Here is a 16369-nt window from a genome sequence, read left to right as displayed (position 1 = left end):
ATCCCATGCCGAACTCAGAAGTGAAACGCGGTAGCGCCGATGGTAGTGTGGCATTCGCCATGCGAGAGTAGGACACTGCCAGGCTCCTAATTACGATCACAGCGATGTGATTGGCCACAAATGCAGACGCATTTGACTGGTAGTAAGACCCTGAAAGCCCGCTCTCACGAGCGGGCTTTTTTCATGCTTGAAATTTGCTGTGCCAGCACATCGGCGCCCCCATTCAACGGAATGGCAGGTGCTTGCCTGCGGGTCTGCCGAGCCAGACTGCCATGCTGAGCTAACCGATGGGAGCTAGGTTTATTCCCCTGACCCGCCACACGGCAGCAGCATCTCCACCACCCCCTCTTCCAGCTGCATATCGATGTGAAAACCGAGCCGCTTGGCGAGCTTGATCATGCCCTGGTTGATGGGCATCGTCATACCGGACAACTGGCCTATCTGAGCCTCCTTGGCATAGCGGATGATCTTCTCCATCAGCAGGGTGCCCAGCCCCAATCCTTTCAGATCTGACCTGACTAATATTGCGAACTCGGCATCTCGCTTGTCCGGGGTGGAGATGGCACGCACCACCCCCAGGATTTGCTGATCAAAGACACCCCCTTGCCCTACCGCGACGAAGGCCATCTCCCGGTCGTAATCTATTTGAGTCATGCGGGCCAGCTCCTCATGACCGAGTTCTCCCACGTCGGCGAAGAAGCGTTTGTATCTGTCCTCATCGGAGACCTGCAATACGAACTGCTTATGGGCCGGTTCATCTTCGGGACGGATCGGGCGCAGCAGGACATGGCTGCGATCTTTTAGCCAGGCCCCCTCTTCAAGCTCTGTGGGATAGGGTCGTATGGCGAGTGTGCTACTGGCTGCGCTCGGCTGGTCATGGAGGATCAGGCTGGCATCGAGCACCACCATCTCGTCGCCGCAGGCCTGCAGCGGATGGAGATCCAGCTCGTGGATCTCGGGGAAGGCGAGCAGCAACTCGGAAAGCTGACACAGTACCTGGGCAAGGGCCATGATATCGAGGCGCTCCGGGCTCGCCTGCTCACGGATTTTTCGGCTCTTGAGGGCCTCAATGATTTGATAGCGAGCCAGCGCTTGGTTGAGAGGAGGCAAGGCGGCTACCATCTCCTGGGGCTCTGCACCGGACTCCCCCAACAGTATCACGGGGCCAAATACCGGATCCTGCTGGATGCGGATCCTCAGTTCCAGTCCGCCGCTCCGTCTGGCCATGCGCTGTACCAACAGCCCCTCTATCCTCGCGCCGGGGTCGTGCTGGCGTACCCGATCCAGGATGGCATCGGCGGCCTGGGCCACCTCGGTTGAGGTGCGCAGGTTGAGCATGACCCCGTGTACCGATGACTTGTGGGCAATGTCCGGGGATCTCAACTTCACCGCCACCGGATAGCCAATCTGCTCGGCGGTCAGGGTTGCCTCTATGGCATCGGTGACTATCCAGGTGGGCAGGGTGGCCAGTCCGCTCGCTTGCAGCAGGGGCTGCACCAGATGGGTATCCAGCTTGTACTGTTTGCGGCTCAGGGCCTGCTGGATCAATTTCTTGCAGAGGGCCAAGTCCACTCTGCCCCCCTGCAGGGAGGCGGGCGTTTCCATCAACTGTTTCTGGTTACGGCGATATTCCACCATGTGCATAAAGGCGTTGACCGCACTTTCGGGCGTGCGATAGGTGGGGATGCCCGCCTCGTTGAACAGTCGCCTGCCCTCCTGGGCGGAGAACTCCCCCGCCCAGTTGGTCAGCAGATTGAAACGTCTGGCTCTGGGGTGTTGCTTGAGGTAATCGATGAGGTTGCGGGCCAGCTCCACGCCTCGAGCCGTGAGGGAGGGGGCATGGATCAGCAAGATGGCATCGGCCTCATCCCCCTGCAGCACGTTGTCGAGGGCATCCTGATAGGCCTGGATATCGGCGTCGCTGCCGATGTCGAGGGGGGCGGCCGCCAGCTTGCCACCACGCTCTTGCAGCACATCGGCTGCCATATTGGCCAGGCCGCGGCCATTGGAGATGATGGCCAGCCGCTCTCCCTTGAGGTGCAACGAATGATTGAGTGTTTCCACGGCGGCAAACAGCTCGTGGGTGTCGCGCACCCGCAGCATGCCGGCGCGACGAATGGCCGCGTCATAGACGTTATCCAGGCCGTGGCTCGGATCGTGGCGACCACTCTTCAGCACCAGGATGGGCTTGTTGCGCGAGGCCGCTCGCGCCGCTGAGAGAAAGTGGCGGGCATCATGCAGCTTGTCCATGTAGAGCAGGATGGCGCGGGTTGTGCCGTCTCGGGAGAGCTGATCGAGCAGTTGGCCAAAGTCGATGTCGCAGTGATCCCCAAGGGAGATGAAGGCGGAGAAACCGACCTCATGTTGCTTGGCCCAATCGAGAATGGTGGTGCTCACCGCCGCAGACTGGGAGAGGAACGCGACCTGACCAGGCTTGGCGGCGATGGGGGAGAAGCTGGCATTGATGCCTTGGCCAGGCAGCAGCATGCCCATGCTGTTGGGGCCGAGCAGGCGAATGCCGTACTGATGGCGCAAGCGTTGCAGCTCGGCACGCTCCTGGTCGCTGAAGTCGCCAGCCAGTATGATGACGGCGCCGGCCCCTCGTTGACCCAGAGCGTCAACCAGGGGTAACACCCGTTCGCGGCGGGTACAGATGATGGCAAGATCCGGCGCGAGCGGCAGGCTGGCCACATCCGGATAGGCCAGCACACCGGCGATGGCCTGGCTATCGGTGCTGACCGGCAGTATGGGCCCCTTGAACTGACCTGCCAGCAGGTGGCGGATCACCACATGGCCCGCCTTCTGGGGATTGCTCGAGGCGCCGATCACGGCGATGGAGTGCGGGGTAAAGAGACGATCCAGGCCGCTGGGTTTCATGAGGGCATCCGTTGCTGGGCACAGAGCCTCAGTCTAACCTGTCTCAGGCGCGGGTTCTGTGACCAGATGCGGTATCAACGCTTGCCGAGTTCAGCAGCCATCAGATAGAAGCGCATCTCCCCCTTGATCAGGCGCACCGCCGCCAGATGGCGGTCCTGGCGATAGATCTCCTGCTCCTGTTCCAGGCAGGCGCGGGGCAGGCCCATGCTCTGCAAGTACTCTTCAAACAACACTGGGCTCCTGATTTCGACGAGGTGATCCTTCATGGCGACTCCTTGGGTCTCCTTGAGTGAGGGGAGCCTAGTGTAGTCAAAGGGGGTGACGGCGATAGCTGTCAGATCTGTCATCACGCGGGCCAGGCAGAGGCTAACCGTAGTTGTGCTGGCCCTTGGCCGTATCCCAGAACGCCTTGACCAGGGGCTCATCGAGCCGTTTCTTGAGCACTCCCATGCCCACATCAAACGGCTTGAGGGCAGGCTTGGGTTCGACGATGCGTACCTTTTCCCCCATGGGGCTGTGGTCTATGACGGCGGCGGGCACCAGACCCACGCCGCAGCCAAGGGCCACCATGGCGACTATCCCCTCGTTACCTGCGACCTCGGCATAGATGTTGGGGGCTATGCCCTTGTTGCGAAACCACTGATCGCAGCGTTTGCGAGCCAGGCCCTGCTCGGAGAGGATGAGCGGCAACCGCTCCCAGTCCGGCTCGCCATGGCGGAACCACTGGCTGAGCTGGGGGGCAGCCCGCGGCGCGATAAAGACCAGGGGCACTTGCTGCAGGCTGGCAAATTCCAGCTTGGCGGGCAGGGCGTCGGGGCGGGCGGCGATGGCGATGTCGACCTCTTCACTGAGGATCTTGTCGACTGCCAGGGCCGGGTCCCCGGTCTCCAGCTTGATCTCGAGCTGAGGATAACGACGGCGGAAGCGTTCCAGCACATCGGGCAACAGGAAGTAGCTGGCGGTGACAGAGCAGAATACCCGCAGTCGTCCCTGCAGGGGTTCGTCACTGCGCTTGAGTTCCAGGCGTAACCTGCGCCACTCCTGCATCAGGTTGCCGCCGAACTCGCGCAGCTTCTCCCCGGCTGGGGTGAGCCGCACGCTGCGGTTGTCCCGCTCGAACAAGATGCAGCCGGTTTCCTGCTCCAGGCGCTGGATGGCGCGGCTCAGGGTGGAGGGGCTGACCGCCATGGCATCGGCACTCTTGCCAAAGTGCAAGCTGTCGGCGAGGTGGAGAAACAGCTCGAGATTACGAAGATCCATCTTTCAATTCCTGCGTCGGCCTGTGGTGACGAATATAAGGGTGCGGGCAATGTCTCCCAGACATGGCTGTGGAGGGAAACACGGCGTGGGATAGTGCAGGTTAACATTTCAATTTATGCAACGTACTGTTTCGAATATATCAGTTCAGGCAATATCTGTCCCGCGCTATAGTGGTTTGGTCAAGGCCCATAGCGGCACGGAATCACGCCCATAGCGGCTTGGAATTAATCGAACGGAGCAATCACCATGGCTAACTATTTCAACACCCTGAACCTGCGCCAGCAGCTGGCCCAGCTGGGCAAGTGTCGTTTCATGCAACGGGCCGAATTCGCCGACGGCTGCCAGGTACTGAAGGGCAAGAAGGTGGTGATTGTGGGCTGTGGCGCCCAGGGCCTGAACCAGGGTCTGAACATGCGTGACTCCGGGCTGGATATCTCCTACGCCCTGCGCAAGGCAGCCATCACCGAGAAACGTGCCTCCTGGCAGAAAGCCACCGACAACGGCTTCGTGGTCGGTACCTATGAAGAGCTGATCCCGAGCGCCGATCTGGTGCTGAACCTGACCCCGGACAAGCAGCACGCCGACGTGGTGAAAACCGTGATGCCGCTGATGAAACAGGGCGCGACCCTGGGTTACTCCCACGGCTTCAACGTGGTCGAAGAGGGTCAGCAGATCCGCGCCGACATCACTGTGGTCATGGTGGCGCCCAAGTGCCCTGGCACTGAAGTACGCGAAGAGTACAAGCGTGGTTTCGGTGTGCCGACCCTGATAGCCGTCCACCCGGAGAACGATCCTAAAGGCGAAGGCATGGCCATCGCCAAGGCATGGGCCTCTGCGACCGGCGGCGACCGTGCCGGCGTGCTGGAATCCTCCTTCGTGGCGGAAGTGAAATCCGACCTGATGGGCGAGCAGACCATCCTCTGTGGCATGCTGCAGGCCGGCTCCCTGCTCTGCTACGACAAGCTGGTTGCCGAGGGCGCCGATAAAGCCTACGCCGGCAAGCTGATCCAGTTCGGTTGGGAGACCATCACCGAATCCCTGAAGCAGGGTGGCATCAGCCTGATGATGGACCGCCTCTCCAACCCGGCCAAGCTGCGTGCCTTCGAGCTCTCCGAGCAGCTGCGCACCCTGATGCGCCCGCTGTTCGAGAAGCACATGGATGACATCATCGGCGGCGAATTCTCCCGCGGCATGATGGCCGACTGGGCCGAAGACGATGCCAAGCTGTTCGGCTGGCGTGAAGAGACCGGCAAGTCTGCCTTCGAGAATGCCCCGGCGTTTGCTGGCAAGATTGCCGAGCAGGAGTACTTCGACAACGGCGTGGTCATGGTGGCCATGGTCAAGGCGGGGGTAGAGCTGGCGTTCGAGACCATGGTCGCGTCCGGCATCTATGAAGAGTCCGCCTACTACGAATCCCTGCACGAGCTGCCGCTCATCGCCAACACAGTCGCCCGCAAGCGTCTGTATGAGATGAACGTGGTCATCTCGGATACCGCCGAATACGGTAACTATCTGTTTGCCAACGCCGCCGTGCCGCTGCTGCGCGAACACTTCATGCCGACCCTGCAGGCCGGTGATCTGGGTGCCAGCAAGGCTGACAGCCAGAGCGTCGACAACCTGGCCCTGCTGGCCGCCAACGAGGCGACCCGCAACCATCCGATCGAACAGATCGGCCATGTGCTGCGCGGTTATATGAAAGACATGAAGCGCATCGCCGTCGGCGGCTAAGCTTCTTCAGGGTGGGGGTGACGACTCCTGCCCGCTGACTGGCCTGGACACCCGATCAGCACAGCGTCAGTGCCAATAAAAAGCCCCGCTCGATGAGCGGGGCTTTTGCATGCAGTCAACGCCGGGACATCAGGCCTTCCAGGCTTTCCAGGTGTTGATCAGACCATTGGTCGAGCTGTCGTGGCTGGTGACGGCACTGTCGCCGCTCAGCTCAGGCAGGATCTGATTGGCGAGCTGTTTGCCGAGCTCTACCCCCCACTGGTCGAAGCTGAAGATGTTCCAGATTGCGCCTTGCACGAAGATTTTGTGTTCGTACATGGCGATCAGGCTACCCAGCGTCTTCGGGGTCAGGCGCTTGAACAGTATGCTGTTGGTCGGGCGGTTGCCTTCAAACACCTTGAAGGGGGCCAAGGCTTGCGCCTCCGCCTGGCTCTTGCCCGCGGCCAGCAGTTCGCCAATCACCTGATCCTGATGCTTGCCAAAGGCCAGGGCCTCGGTCTGGGCGAAGAAGTTGGCCAGCAGTTTCGGGTGATGGTCACCGATAGGGTTGTGACTGATGGCCGGCGCCAGGAAGTCGCAGGGGATCAGCTTGGTGCCCTGATGGATCAGCTGGTAGAAGGCGTGCTGGCCGTTGGTGCCCGGCTCACCCCAGATGATGGGGCCGGTCTGATAGTCGACCTTGTTGCCATCGCGATCCACGTACTTGCCGTTGGATTCCATGTTGCCCTGCTGGAAGTAGGCGGGGAAGCGATGCATGTACTGATCGTAGGGCAGGATGGCCTCGGACTCGGCGCCATGGAAGTTGTTGTACCAGAGGCCGATCAGCGCCAGCAGCACAGGGGCATTCTGCTCATAGGAGGCAGTCGCGAAGTGCATGTCCATCTCGAAGGCGCCTTGCAGCAGGGCCTCGAAGTGCTCGAAACCGAGGGAGAGGGCGATGGGCATGCCGATGGCAGACCAGGAGGAGTAGCGGCCGCCGACCCAGTCCCAGAATTCGAACATGTTGTCGGTGTCGATGCCGAACTCGGCCACGGCCTTGCCGTTGGTGGAGAGGGCGGCGAAGTGTTTGGCCACGTGGGCCTTGTCACCGGCGATGTTGATGAACCAGTCCCGGGCGCTCAGGGCGTTGGTCATGGTCTCCTGGGTGGTGAAGGTCTTGGAGGCCACCAGGAACAGGGTGGTTTCCGGATCGATCTGCTTGAGGGTCTCGGCGATGTGGGTGCCATCGACGTTGGAGACAAAATGCATCTGCAGGTGGTTTTTGAAGGGACGCAGCGCCTCGGTGATCATCACCGGGCCCAGATCCGAACCGCCGATACCTATATTGACCACATGCTGGATTGCCTTGCCGGTATAGCCCTTCCACTCGCCTGAGATGACCTTCTCACAGAAGGCTTTCATCTTGGCCAGCACGGCGTTCACTTCCGGCATCACATCCTTGCCGTCGCACTCAATCGGACGATCGGATCGGTTGCGCAGGGCGGTGTGCAGCACGGCACGGCCCTCGGTCTGGTTGATCTTGTCGCCGTTGAACATGGCATCGATGGCACTGCGAAGGTCAGTCTCTTTGGCCAGATCAATCAGCAGCTTGAGGGTCTGCTCGGTGATCAGGTTCTTGGAGTAGTCGACCAGGATGTCGCCGCCAAAGGTGAGGGAGAACGTGTCAAAACGCTTGGCATCCTTGGCAAACAGCTCCTTGAGCTGCATCTTGCCCTCTGCGGCGAAGTGAGCATCCAGAGCCTGCCAGGCCTGGGTCCGGGTTGGATTGATATTTTTCATAGGATTCCTGAGATTCCAAATTGTATTTGAACCTTGCAGGCAAGGTTCCCGCCAAACCTTATTATTGTGGTTAGTATACCGAGCCGGTGAGTGGACTCATGTAACAGAGTGTCTCGCCCTGGCCGCACCCAGTTTACATTCAAAACCCCCGAATTATGAGCCAGCCCTGTGGCGGTGGCATTGAGCCTGCTCATCTTTTATCCGGCTTGTGTCGTTGGGGATCGGGTCAGGGTGGGTCCGTTTGCACATTTATTGCGCCAGATCAGCGTGAGTCCAGCCTGGCGTGGTTACGCTTTGACCACAAGGATCCAGGTCTCCCATGGATGGCCACGCCCGAGGAGATTGATATGAAATCCACCCTGTCCCTGTTTGCCCTTAGCCTGCTAGCCACCGGTCTCATTGGTCTGTTGACACTGTTGGTCGCCCGCCTGAGCCCCTCCCTCGATGTGCGAGTACTGGCGGTCATGGGCGCCATGCTCGGCGGTTATCTGCTGGCTCGTCCGCTGCTCAACCGGGTGGCTCGTCACCTGGTCTGAGCGATAACCCCGGCAGTTGGGGCGAGGAGATGCGTATTTCGATGACGAGGCTTTGCCTCGTTATTTTTTATGCTTGAGCTTCCCCTTACAGTAAAGGTTAAGGTTGCTGCACAGTGAGTCGCAGGAGGCTTATCATGACCATATCCATCCAGGTGCCGATCCGCGGCATGAGTTGTGCCAACTGTGCCAGCCGCATAGGAACGGCACTTAACCGGATCGACGGTGTCGAGGCCAGTGTCAATTTCGCCCTGGAGCAGGCCGCCGTGGCACTGCAGAGCGAGACGCAACTACCCGAAGTCGTGGCGAGCATTCGCCAGCAAGGCTATGAGGTGCCAAGCGAGGGAGTCGATTTTCAGGTGAGCGGCATGAGCTGCGCCGCCTGTGCCAGCCGCATCGAGCGTGCCCTCGCGGCGCTGCCGGGCATAGAGTTGGCCGAGGTCAACTTCGCCACCGAACTGGCCCGACTCAGGCTGCTGCCCGGCTTGCTGAGCCCGGCCGCGGTGCGGGATCAGATAGTGGCGCTGGGCTTTGGTGCCGAACTGGTACGCGGCAGCGTGACCTCGCGCCAGCAACAGTTGCAGGCCCGGGAGGCACAGGAGCGCACAGAGGCGAAGCGGGCGCTGGGTCAGGTGGTGATCGCCGCCCTGTTGACCCTGCCGCTGCTCATGGGGATGTTCGCCATGGCAGGCTTGTTGAGCTGGCATCTGCCCGCCTGGGCCGAGTGGGCGCTGGCGACCCCGGTGCAGTTCTGGATAGGGGCGCGCTTCTATCGTGGGGCCTGGCTGGCGTTGAAAAACAAGGCCGCCAACATGGATGTACTGGTCGCGACCGGTACCAGCGCCGCGTATTTCTATAGCCTCTACCTCTGGTTGAGTCTGGGGGCCGAGGCTTCTGGTCACCTCTATTTCGAGGCGAGCACCCTCATCATCACCCTCATCTCGCTGGGCAAGCTGCTCGAGACCCGCGCCCGGCGCAGCACCCAGTCGGCCATCCGCGAGCTGATGGCGCTGAGGCCCGATACTGCAACCCTGTTACGGGGGGAGGAGTGGGTCAGCGTCTCCGTGGACGAGGTGTTGCGAGGGGACACGCTGCGGGTGCTGGTCGGCGAGCGGGTGCCGGTGGATGGTCGCATCATCCAGGGGAGCAGCGAGCTGGACGAATCCATCCTCACCGGTGAGAGCATGCCGGTGCTGCGGGGGGTCGGCGATGCGGTGCTGGGCGGCGCCATCAATGGCTCCGGGGTGTTGACCATCCAGGCCACCACTGTGGGTGAGGACTCCAGCCTCAGCAAGATCATCGCCCTGGTCGAGCGCGCCCAGATGGGCAAGGCGCCATTGCAGCAACTGGTCGATCGCGTCTCGGCTGTGTTCGTGCCGGTGGTGATGGTGATCGCCCTGCTCACCCTGCTGCTGTGGTGGGTGTGGGCAGGTGACTTTGGTCAGGCCCTGTTGGCGGCGGTGGCGGTGCTGGTCATTGCCTGCCCCTGCGCCCTGGGGTTGGCCACGCCAGCCGCCATAGTGACCGGCACCGGGGTGGCTGCGCGTCACGGCATACTGATCAAGGACGTGGATACCCTGCAGAAGGCCCATGCCATCAAGGCGCTCATCTTCGACAAGACGGGCACCCTGACCGAAGGCAGGCCAGTGCTGCAGAGCTGGAGTGGTGATGCGGACTCCCTGCGGCTGGCGGCGGCCCTGCAACAGGCGAGCGAACATCCCCTGGCCCGGGCCATGGTCGAGACGCAAGGCGAGCTGGCGCTGCCCGATCCCCGAGAGGTCGAGGTGCGGATCGGGGCCGGTATTCAGGGGGGGGTCGAGGGGCACAGGGTCGCGATTGGCAATCCTGCGTTGATGGCGACCCTGGGGCTGGTGGTCGAAGTGCCCGAGAGTCTGGATGGGGCGACCCGGGTCTGGGTCGCCATCGATAATACCCTGGCCGGGGTAGCGGTGCTGGCAGACAAGCTGCGCCCCGAGAGCCGGCCGGCGGTCGCCGAGCTGGTATCACGGGGCATCGAGAGTTGGCTGGTCAGTGGCGATGCCGCGGCTCCCGTGGCACATATCGCCGCCAAGTTGGGGCTGACCGGGGCCTTCGACTCCGTCCTGCCGGATGGCAAGGTGGCCAAGGTTGAGGCGCTGCGTGAGCAGGTCCAGGGGTTGGTGGCCATGGTGGGGGACGGGGTGAACGATGCCCCCGCGCTGGCCGCGGCCGATGTTGGCATTGCCATGGGGTCGGGATCGGATGTGGCGATGGAGACGGCCTCCATCACCCTGATGCGAGCCGATCCACGGCTGGTTGCCGATGCCATCGACATCTCGGCGGCCACCTGGCGCACCATACGCCAGAACCTGTTCTGGGCCTTCGCCTTCAACGTGATCGGCATTCCCCTGGCGGCGCTGGGTTATCTGAGCCCCGAACTGGCAGGGGCGGCCATGGCCCTGAGCAGCGTGATGGTATTGAGCAACTCGCTCTTGCTCAAGCGTTGGCAGCCCAAGGCCGGGCGGGCATCACGCTGAGCCGCGTAGCTTACATGTTTGGGTGAACACAGTGACGATGGGGCGGGGGATGACCCGGCCTGCTCGTTCGATGTTGCAACAGTACGCCGGCCGCCAGTGGCGCTGCCGGCAATCAGGAGTCAGTCATGAATATCAGCAAGGCCGCTCAGGCCACAGGCCTCAGTGCCAAGACCATCCGTTATTACGAGAGCATTGACCTTATCACCCCCCCTCAGCGCAGCGATAACGGCTATCGCAGCTATGGGGAGGAGACGGTGCGCGAGCTGCATTTCGTCAAGCGGGCGCGGGAGACCGGCTTCAACCTGGAGGAGTGTCAGGAGTTGCTGGCGCTCTATCGCGACAAGCACAGAAGCAGTGCTCAGGTGAAGAAGCTGGCTCAGGAGAAGATCGTCGATCTGCGCGATCGCATCAAGGGGCTGCAGGCCATGCTGACCAGCCTGGAGGGTCTGGTGACCTGCTGTCACGGGGATGACAGACCCGATTGTCCCATCCTCGACGAACTGGAGAAGGGGTGAGCCATCACCTGGGACGACATGTAGTTAAAATGTTGATTGTTATGTATTTTGTTGAGAATTAGACTGCGCTGGCAGCGGCCTTGACTGACTGAGTGGTTAATAACTGGCCGTTTGTTGTTGGCTGCCGGGGGCTGGGATAGACTATGCGGCCATCGCAAATGGAGTACCTTCCCCTTGAGCCAGAGTGTGACACGACAGGTCAGGCAAGCCATCATGGCTCAGCTCTATACCCATGCCTCGTTCAGTCTGCCCTGTCTGGCGCTGTTGGCCCTGGGATGGGCGCTGCTGTTCCATGATTACCTGCCCGCCATCGAGGCGCTGACCTGGCTGGGCATGGTGCTGTTGACGCTCTGTGGCCGGGGATGGCACCTGCGCTGGCGTCAGTCCCGGCTCGATACTACCCCCCTGGCCCTGCTCGAGCGGGAGCTGTTCATCGGGGTGACCATCACCTCCATCGTCTGGGCCCTCGGCGTATTGCTCTATATGGGTCAGCTACCCGACGCCTATCGCGCCGCCATGATGATGCTGACCAGCCTGATCCTGACCGGCAGTGCCATCATGCTGTTTGGTAGCCGACGTGCCTTCTATGGCGCCATGTTGCCCCTGGGACTCGCCATCTTGTTCGAGCTGGCGCAGGGCAATGAGCAGGAGCGGATCGTCGCCTGCATGCTCTCGGGCTATCTGTTTGTGTTCCTGCCGACCCTGCTGCGCCGTCTGCGCCGGGATCAGGCCGCCTCCCTCTATCATCGTTTTTCCAATGCCAACCTGGTCGCCGAACTCAAGATTGTCTCGGAACATCTCAAGCTCACCTCGCGCCGTGACGGCTTGACCGGCATCGCGAATCGCGCCCATCTGGATCACTGTCTGGCCAAGGCGTGGCGCCGTTGTCATCGGGCTCAGGCGCCACTCTCCCTGGTGCTGATAGACGTGGATTATTTCAAGCAATTCAACGATCACTACGGCCATCAGTCCGGTGATGAGTGTCTGCAACAGGTTGCAGCCCTGCTCGGCAAGGTGCCGCGCCGCGAAGATGATCTGGCTGCTCGTTATGGGGGGGAGGAGTTTGCCCTCTTGCTGCCTTGCACCAGCATGCAAGGCGCCTTGCAGGTGGCTCAGCAGGTGCGTGATGCCCTCAAGCAGATCCAGATCCCCCATCAGAAGTCGCTGGTCTCTGGCCAGGTGAGCTGCAGCTTCGGGGTGGCAACCCTGGTGCCGGATAACCACTTCGAAATTACGGATTTAGTGCAGAAAGCGGATGCGGCCCTCTATCAGGCCAAGCATAATGGCCGGGATCGGATCGAAGTCGCCTTGATGGGTAAGGTGGCTTGACTCATTACTGACAGATAAAGAGGTCGTCTATGCAATGTCATCGTATCGAAGAGCTGCTCGAGCTACTGCAACCCGCCTGGGTCAAGGAGCAGGATCTCAGCCTGGTGCAATTCGTGGCCAAGCTGGCCGAAGAGGCTGGCTTCAAGGGCTCGCTCTCCGAGCTGACCGATGACATGCTGATTTACCACCTCAAGATGCGCGATGCCGACAAGCAAGCGATGATCCCGGGTCTGGCCAAGGACAGCGTGCCAGACTTCAAAGAAGCCCTGCTCAAGGCGCGTGGCATCAAGTGATCCCCGCTCGACCTGGCTCGCAGGGGCGGGTTTCAAGAGAATCTGAAAGAAAGGCGCATGGTCAACTGGCAATGGGCCTTTTTTGTTGCTGAAAATTGCGACAGCGCTCCAATATTCAACAGATCAAACCCACACTGTTAGCAGGCTGTTTAAGATATAATCCGCGCCATAACAATTACTGGAGTGATGGGTAGCAATGGCCGACCAGGAGAAGATCGACATCAAGGATGTCACCGACACAGGCGTGACCGGGAGCTTCAACCCGAATGCCTTCAAGTCGAGCGACGACAGGTTCAATCCGGGCAATCGTATCTATGTGCGGGCCCAGACTGGCCGCTGGCAGCGATTGCGCAAGCTGATGGGCTGGTTCTTCATGGTGCTCTTCGTCGCCCTGCCCTGGCTGCGTTATGACGGCCGACAGGCCATCTTGTTCGATATCGGCAACCAGCAGTTCCATATCTTCGGCGCCACCATCTGGCCTCAGGATCTCACCCTGCTCGCCTGGGTGTTCATGATTGCCGCCTTCGCCCTCTTCTTCGTGACTACCTTCCTGGGGCGGGTCTGGTGTGGCTATCTCTGCCCGCAGACGGTGTGGACCTTCATGTTCATCTGGTTCGAGGAGAAGTTCGAGGGCTCGGCCAACAAGCGCCGCAAGCTGGACGCGTCCCCCTGGAATACGGACAAGCTGCTGCGCAAAGGCGCCAAGCACCTGGCCTGGATCCTGCTGTCGCTGGGCACCGGGCTGACCTTCGTGGCCTACTTCCAGGATGCCACTGCGCTGATACCCGAGTTCTTTACCGCTTCAGCCTCCGGCTGGGTCGCCTTCTGGGTCATCTTCTTCGCCGCCTGCACCTATGGCAACGCGGGCTGGATGCGCGCCATCATGTGCATCCACATGTGCCCCTATTCCCGCTTCCAGTCCGCCATGTTCGACAAGGACACCTTCATCGTCGGCTATGACACCAAGCGTGGCGAGAATCGAGGCCCCCGTCCCCGCAAGGTAGATCCCAAGACCCTGGGCCTGGGGGATTGCATAGATTGTGATCTCTGCGTGCAGGTCTGCCCGACCGGCATCGATATCCGTGACGGCTTGCAATACGAGTGCATCAACTGCGGCGCCTGCGTCGATGCCTGTGATAACACCATGGAACGCATGGGCTACGAGAAGGGGCTGATCAGCTACACCACGGAGCACAAGCTGGAGCACGACAGCACCCATGTGGCGCGGCCCAAGCTGCTGGGCTATGGCCTGGTGATGGTGATCATGTTGGGGGTGTTCGCCTACAACGCCATGTCCATCATGCCCATGGGGCTCGATATCATCCGGGATCGCAACCAGCTGTTCCGCGAGAACAGCGAAGGGCTGATTGAGAACACCTATACCCTCAAGATCCTCAACAAGACCCTCCATGCCCAGGTCTTCGCGCTGGACGTAGAGGGCCTGCCCGAGCACCAGTGGTTCGGCCCGCGGGAGGTGACCCTGAAGGCTGGCGAGATCTATACCCTGCCCATCAGCCTGGCCGTGGATCCCTACAACCTGAAACGGCCGACCCTGGATATCCAGTTCGTGCTCAGGCGGGCCGATGCGGCCCCTGATGATGGCAAGGCCGAGCTGCGTCAGGCCAGCAAGTTCATCAGCCGATTGTGAGGATGATATGACGCAAATGGCGGGCCAGTTTCGCCAATCATTTACCGGGGTAATGATAGAATGGGGCGCATCGGCGCCCCTTTCTCATGGTGGATCTCATGCGTTTCAACTATTCCGACCTCAATCCCGATCTCATCCTGGATGCCCTGGACCTCAGTGGTCTGCGAGTCGATTCCGGTCTCATCGAGCTCAACAGCTATGAAAATCGGGTCTACCAGTTTCAGGATGAGGATCGGCGCCGCTATGTGGTGAAGTTCTACCGGCCAGGGCGCTGGAGCCGGGCCCAGATCCTGGAGGAGCATGGCTTTGCCGCCGCCCTGAACGAGGCCGAGATCCCGGTGGCGGCTCCCATCGCCTTCGCGGGGGAGACACTGCTCGAGCATCAGGGCTACGGTTTCGCCATCTGGCATAGCGTCGGTGGCCGCCAGTTCGAGGTGGATAACCTGGATCAGCTGGAGTGGGTAGGTCGCTACCTGGGCCGCATCCACAGCATCGGCGCCACTCGCCCCTTCCAGCACCGGGTTCGCCTCGATGTAGAGAGCATGCTCCATGAGCCGCGTGCCCTGCTGGCGGAAGGAGAGTGGTTGCCGAGCGGTCTGGCCCGGGAGTTCTTCGGCCTGCTCGACGAGCTGACCAAGCATGTGACCGATGCCCTGCGCCTCGATGTGGCGCAGATAGCCCTGCACGGCGACTGCCACCCGGGCAATATTCTCTGGCGCGATGGCCCCATGTTCGTCGATCTCGACGACAGCCGCACCGGGCCCGCCATTCAGGATCTCTGGATGCTGCTCTCGGGGGAGCGTAGCGAGCAGCTTATCCAGCTCGATACCCTGTTGGCCGGTTATGAGGAGTTCATGGAATTTGACCACCGTGAACTGGCGCTGATAGAGCCCCTGCGCGCCATGCGCATGGTGCACTACATGGGGTGGCTGGCACGGCGCTGGGAGGATCCGGCCTTCCCCCGCCACTTCCCCTGGTTCAATACCGAGCACTACTGGCGCAGCCAGATCGCCAGCCTGCATGAGCAGTTGGCGGCCCTGAGTGCGCCTCCTCTGACCCTGACACCGGGTTGGTGACGCCTGAGCCGGCGATTGCCATAGTGCCGCATCATGACAGGGCTTGCCCTGCGGCCCCCCTCCTTTGCCATTGACGCCGGGAGGGGGACGCAATAGGCTTGGTCTGCTTCGGTTCTCCGGGCGTGCCTCACTGCTTCCCCTTAACAGGAAACATCATGAAAAAAATACTGTGCTTTCTTGCTGCCATGCTGATGATACCCATGGTTCACGCCGCCCCTGAGTTCAAGGAAGGCGTCAACTATGAGGTAGTCAAACAGACTGGCAGTGCTCAGCCTGAGGTCATGGAGTTCTTCTCCTACTTCTGCCCTCACTGCTTCAAGTTCGAGCCGATCGTGGACGATCTGCAGAAGAGCCTGCCGGAAGGGGTGACCCTGAAGAAGAACCCGGTCGCCTTCCTGGGTCGCGAGATGGGCCCCGAGCTGCAGCGCGCCTATGCGGTTGCCAATCTGCTCAAGGCTGAAGAGAAGCTGACCCCAGCCATCTTCGATGCCATCCACGTCAAGCGTCAGGTGCCCCAGAGCCGCAACGATGTGGAGAAAATCTTCGTCGACAACGGCGTACCGGCCGAAGAGTTCACCGGTGCCGTGGACAGCTTCGCCGTCTCCGGCATGGTCTCCCAGTTCGATCGCAACACCGAGACCTACAACGTGCGTGGCGTACCGGCCTTCCTGGTCAACGGCAAGTACATGGTGAAGATTGAATCCATCACCTCCCAGGAGCAGTTCAATCAGCTGGTGAAATTCTTGCTCGCCAAGAAAGACTGATTGCCCTGACCCTGATAAAACGCCCGCCGGTGCAAACCGGCGGGCGTTTTT

Annotated in this window: 13 protein-coding genes; 9 read left to right on the top strand and 4 right to left on the bottom strand. The window is 61.0% G+C overall.

Annotation, left to right across the window (positions count from 1 at the left end; translation table 11 throughout):
* Positions 1-300 precede the first annotated feature (300 nt).
* From M2366_RS15055 to ilvY, 3 genes are all read right to left on the bottom strand, one after another.
* The gene (locus M2366_RS15055; RefSeq protein ID WP_042039836.1) at positions 301-2877 is read right to left on the bottom strand and encodes an acetate--CoA ligase family protein; all 2577 of its coding nucleotides are present in this window, start codon (positions 2875-2877) and stop codon (positions 301-303) included.
* Positions 2878-2951: 74 nt separating this feature from the next.
* Entirely contained in the window at positions 2952-3143 is a 192-nt protein-coding gene (locus tag M2366_RS15050) for a hypothetical protein (RefSeq protein ID WP_224431692.1), read from the bottom strand.
* Between the two features lie 100 nt (positions 3144-3243).
* Positions 3244-4137: an HTH-type transcriptional activator IlvY gene (gene ilvY, locus M2366_RS15045; RefSeq protein WP_042039838.1), complete on the bottom strand. Its 894-nt coding sequence runs from the start codon at positions 4135-4137 to the stop codon at positions 3244-3246.
* Between the two features lie 246 nt (positions 4138-4383).
* Between ilvY and ilvC the strand changes: the two genes are divergently transcribed.
* Positions 4384-5865 carry a ketol-acid reductoisomerase gene (ilvC, locus tag M2366_RS15040; RefSeq protein ID WP_042039839.1) on the top strand — a complete coding sequence of 494 codons (1482 nt, stop codon included), beginning with the start codon at positions 4384-4386 and terminating at the stop codon, positions 5863-5865.
* Positions 5866-5994: 129 nt separating this feature from the next.
* Here the strand turns inward: ilvC and pgi are convergent, their stop codons facing one another.
* On the bottom strand, positions 5995-7644 hold the full coding sequence (pgi, locus tag M2366_RS15035; protein WP_259270094.1) for a glucose-6-phosphate isomerase: 1650 nt from the start codon (positions 7642-7644) through the stop codon (positions 5995-5997).
* A gap of 347 nt (positions 7645-7991) precedes the next feature.
* Between pgi and M2366_RS15030 the strand changes: the two genes are divergently transcribed.
* The 8 genes from M2366_RS15030 to M2366_RS14995 all read left to right on the top strand — a co-directional run bounded on the left by M2366_RS15030 (position 7992) and on the right by M2366_RS14995 (position 16318).
* The gene (locus tag M2366_RS15030; RefSeq protein ID WP_259270093.1) at positions 7992-8180 is read left to right on the top strand and encodes a holin; all 189 of its coding nucleotides are present in this window, start codon (positions 7992-7994) and stop codon (positions 8178-8180) included.
* Positions 8181-8314: 134 nt separating this feature from the next.
* Entirely contained in the window at positions 8315-10693 is a 2379-nt protein-coding gene (locus M2366_RS15025; protein ID WP_259270092.1) for a heavy metal translocating P-type ATPase, read from the top strand.
* Between the two features lie 125 nt (positions 10694-10818).
* A complete protein-coding gene (gene cueR, locus M2366_RS15020; protein ID WP_042039842.1) occupies positions 10819-11208 on the top strand; it encodes a Cu(I)-responsive transcriptional regulator in 390 nt (129 codons plus the stop codon).
* 174 nt (positions 11209-11382) lie between these two features.
* Positions 11383-12537: a GGDEF domain-containing protein gene (locus tag M2366_RS15015; RefSeq protein WP_259270091.1), complete on the top strand. Its 1155-nt coding sequence runs from the start codon at positions 11383-11385 to the stop codon at positions 12535-12537.
* Between the two features lie 29 nt (positions 12538-12566).
* Positions 12567-12830, top strand: a complete 264-nt coding sequence (locus M2366_RS15010; RefSeq protein ID WP_042039844.1) for a YihD family protein — start codon at positions 12567-12569, stop codon at positions 12828-12830.
* 196 nt (positions 12831-13026) lie between these two features.
* Positions 13027-14478 (top strand): cytochrome c oxidase accessory protein CcoG, encoded by a 1452-nt coding sequence (gene ccoG, locus M2366_RS15005; RefSeq protein WP_259270090.1) that lies wholly within the window; start codon positions 13027-13029, stop codon positions 14476-14478.
* An 86-nt stretch (positions 14479-14564) separates the two neighbouring features.
* Positions 14565-15554: a serine/threonine protein kinase gene (locus M2366_RS15000; RefSeq protein ID WP_042039846.1), complete on the top strand. Its 990-nt coding sequence runs from the start codon at positions 14565-14567 to the stop codon at positions 15552-15554.
* 155 nt (positions 15555-15709) lie between these two features.
* The gene (locus tag M2366_RS14995) at positions 15710-16318 is read left to right on the top strand and encodes a thiol:disulfide interchange protein DsbA/DsbL (RefSeq protein ID WP_042039847.1); all 609 of its coding nucleotides are present in this window, start codon (positions 15710-15712) and stop codon (positions 16316-16318) included.
* The last annotated feature ends 51 nt before the right edge of the window (positions 16319-16369 follow it).

It is taken from the genome of Aeromonas sp. BIGb0405 (assembly GCF_024807335.1).
GTDB classification, from domain to species: Bacteria; Pseudomonadota; Gammaproteobacteria; order Enterobacterales; family Aeromonadaceae; genus Aeromonas; species Aeromonas rivuli.
Note: the sequence above shows the minus strand (reverse complement) of the source record. Positions and strands in the feature narration are given on the sequence as shown.

Coding starts and splice junctions, on each gene's coding strand:
- cueR (WP_042039842.1), top strand. CDS start 10,819: ATGAATATCAGCAAGGCCGCTCAGGCCACAGGCCTCAGTGCCAAGACC.
- M2366_RS15055 (WP_042039836.1), bottom strand. CDS start 2,877: ATGAAACCCAGCGGCCTGGATCGTCTCTTTACCCCGCACTCCATCGCC.
- M2366_RS15025 (WP_259270092.1), top strand. CDS start 8,315: ATGACCATATCCATCCAGGTGCCGATCCGCGGCATGAGTTGTGCCAAC.
- M2366_RS14995 (WP_042039847.1), top strand. CDS start 15,710: ATGAAAAAAATACTGTGCTTTCTTGCTGCCATGCTGATGATACCCATG.
- M2366_RS15000 (WP_042039846.1), top strand. CDS start 14,565: ATGGTGGATCTCATGCGTTTCAACTATTCCGACCTCAATCCCGATCTC.
- ilvC (WP_042039839.1), top strand. CDS start 4,384: ATGGCTAACTATTTCAACACCCTGAACCTGCGCCAGCAGCTGGCCCAG.
- M2366_RS15050 (WP_224431692.1), bottom strand. CDS start 3,143: ATGAAGGATCACCTCGTCGAAATCAGGAGCCCAGTGTTGTTTGAAGAG.
- M2366_RS15030 (WP_259270093.1), top strand. CDS start 7,992: ATGAAATCCACCCTGTCCCTGTTTGCCCTTAGCCTGCTAGCCACCGGT.
- pgi (WP_259270094.1), bottom strand. CDS start 7,644: ATGAAAAATATCAATCCAACCCGGACCCAGGCCTGGCAGGCTCTGGAT.
- ilvY (WP_042039838.1), bottom strand. CDS start 4,137: ATGGATCTTCGTAATCTCGAGCTGTTTCTCCACCTCGCCGACAGCTTG.
- M2366_RS15010 (WP_042039844.1), top strand. CDS start 12,567: ATGCAATGTCATCGTATCGAAGAGCTGCTCGAGCTACTGCAACCCGCC.
- ccoG (WP_259270090.1), top strand. CDS start 13,027: ATGGCCGACCAGGAGAAGATCGACATCAAGGATGTCACCGACACAGGC.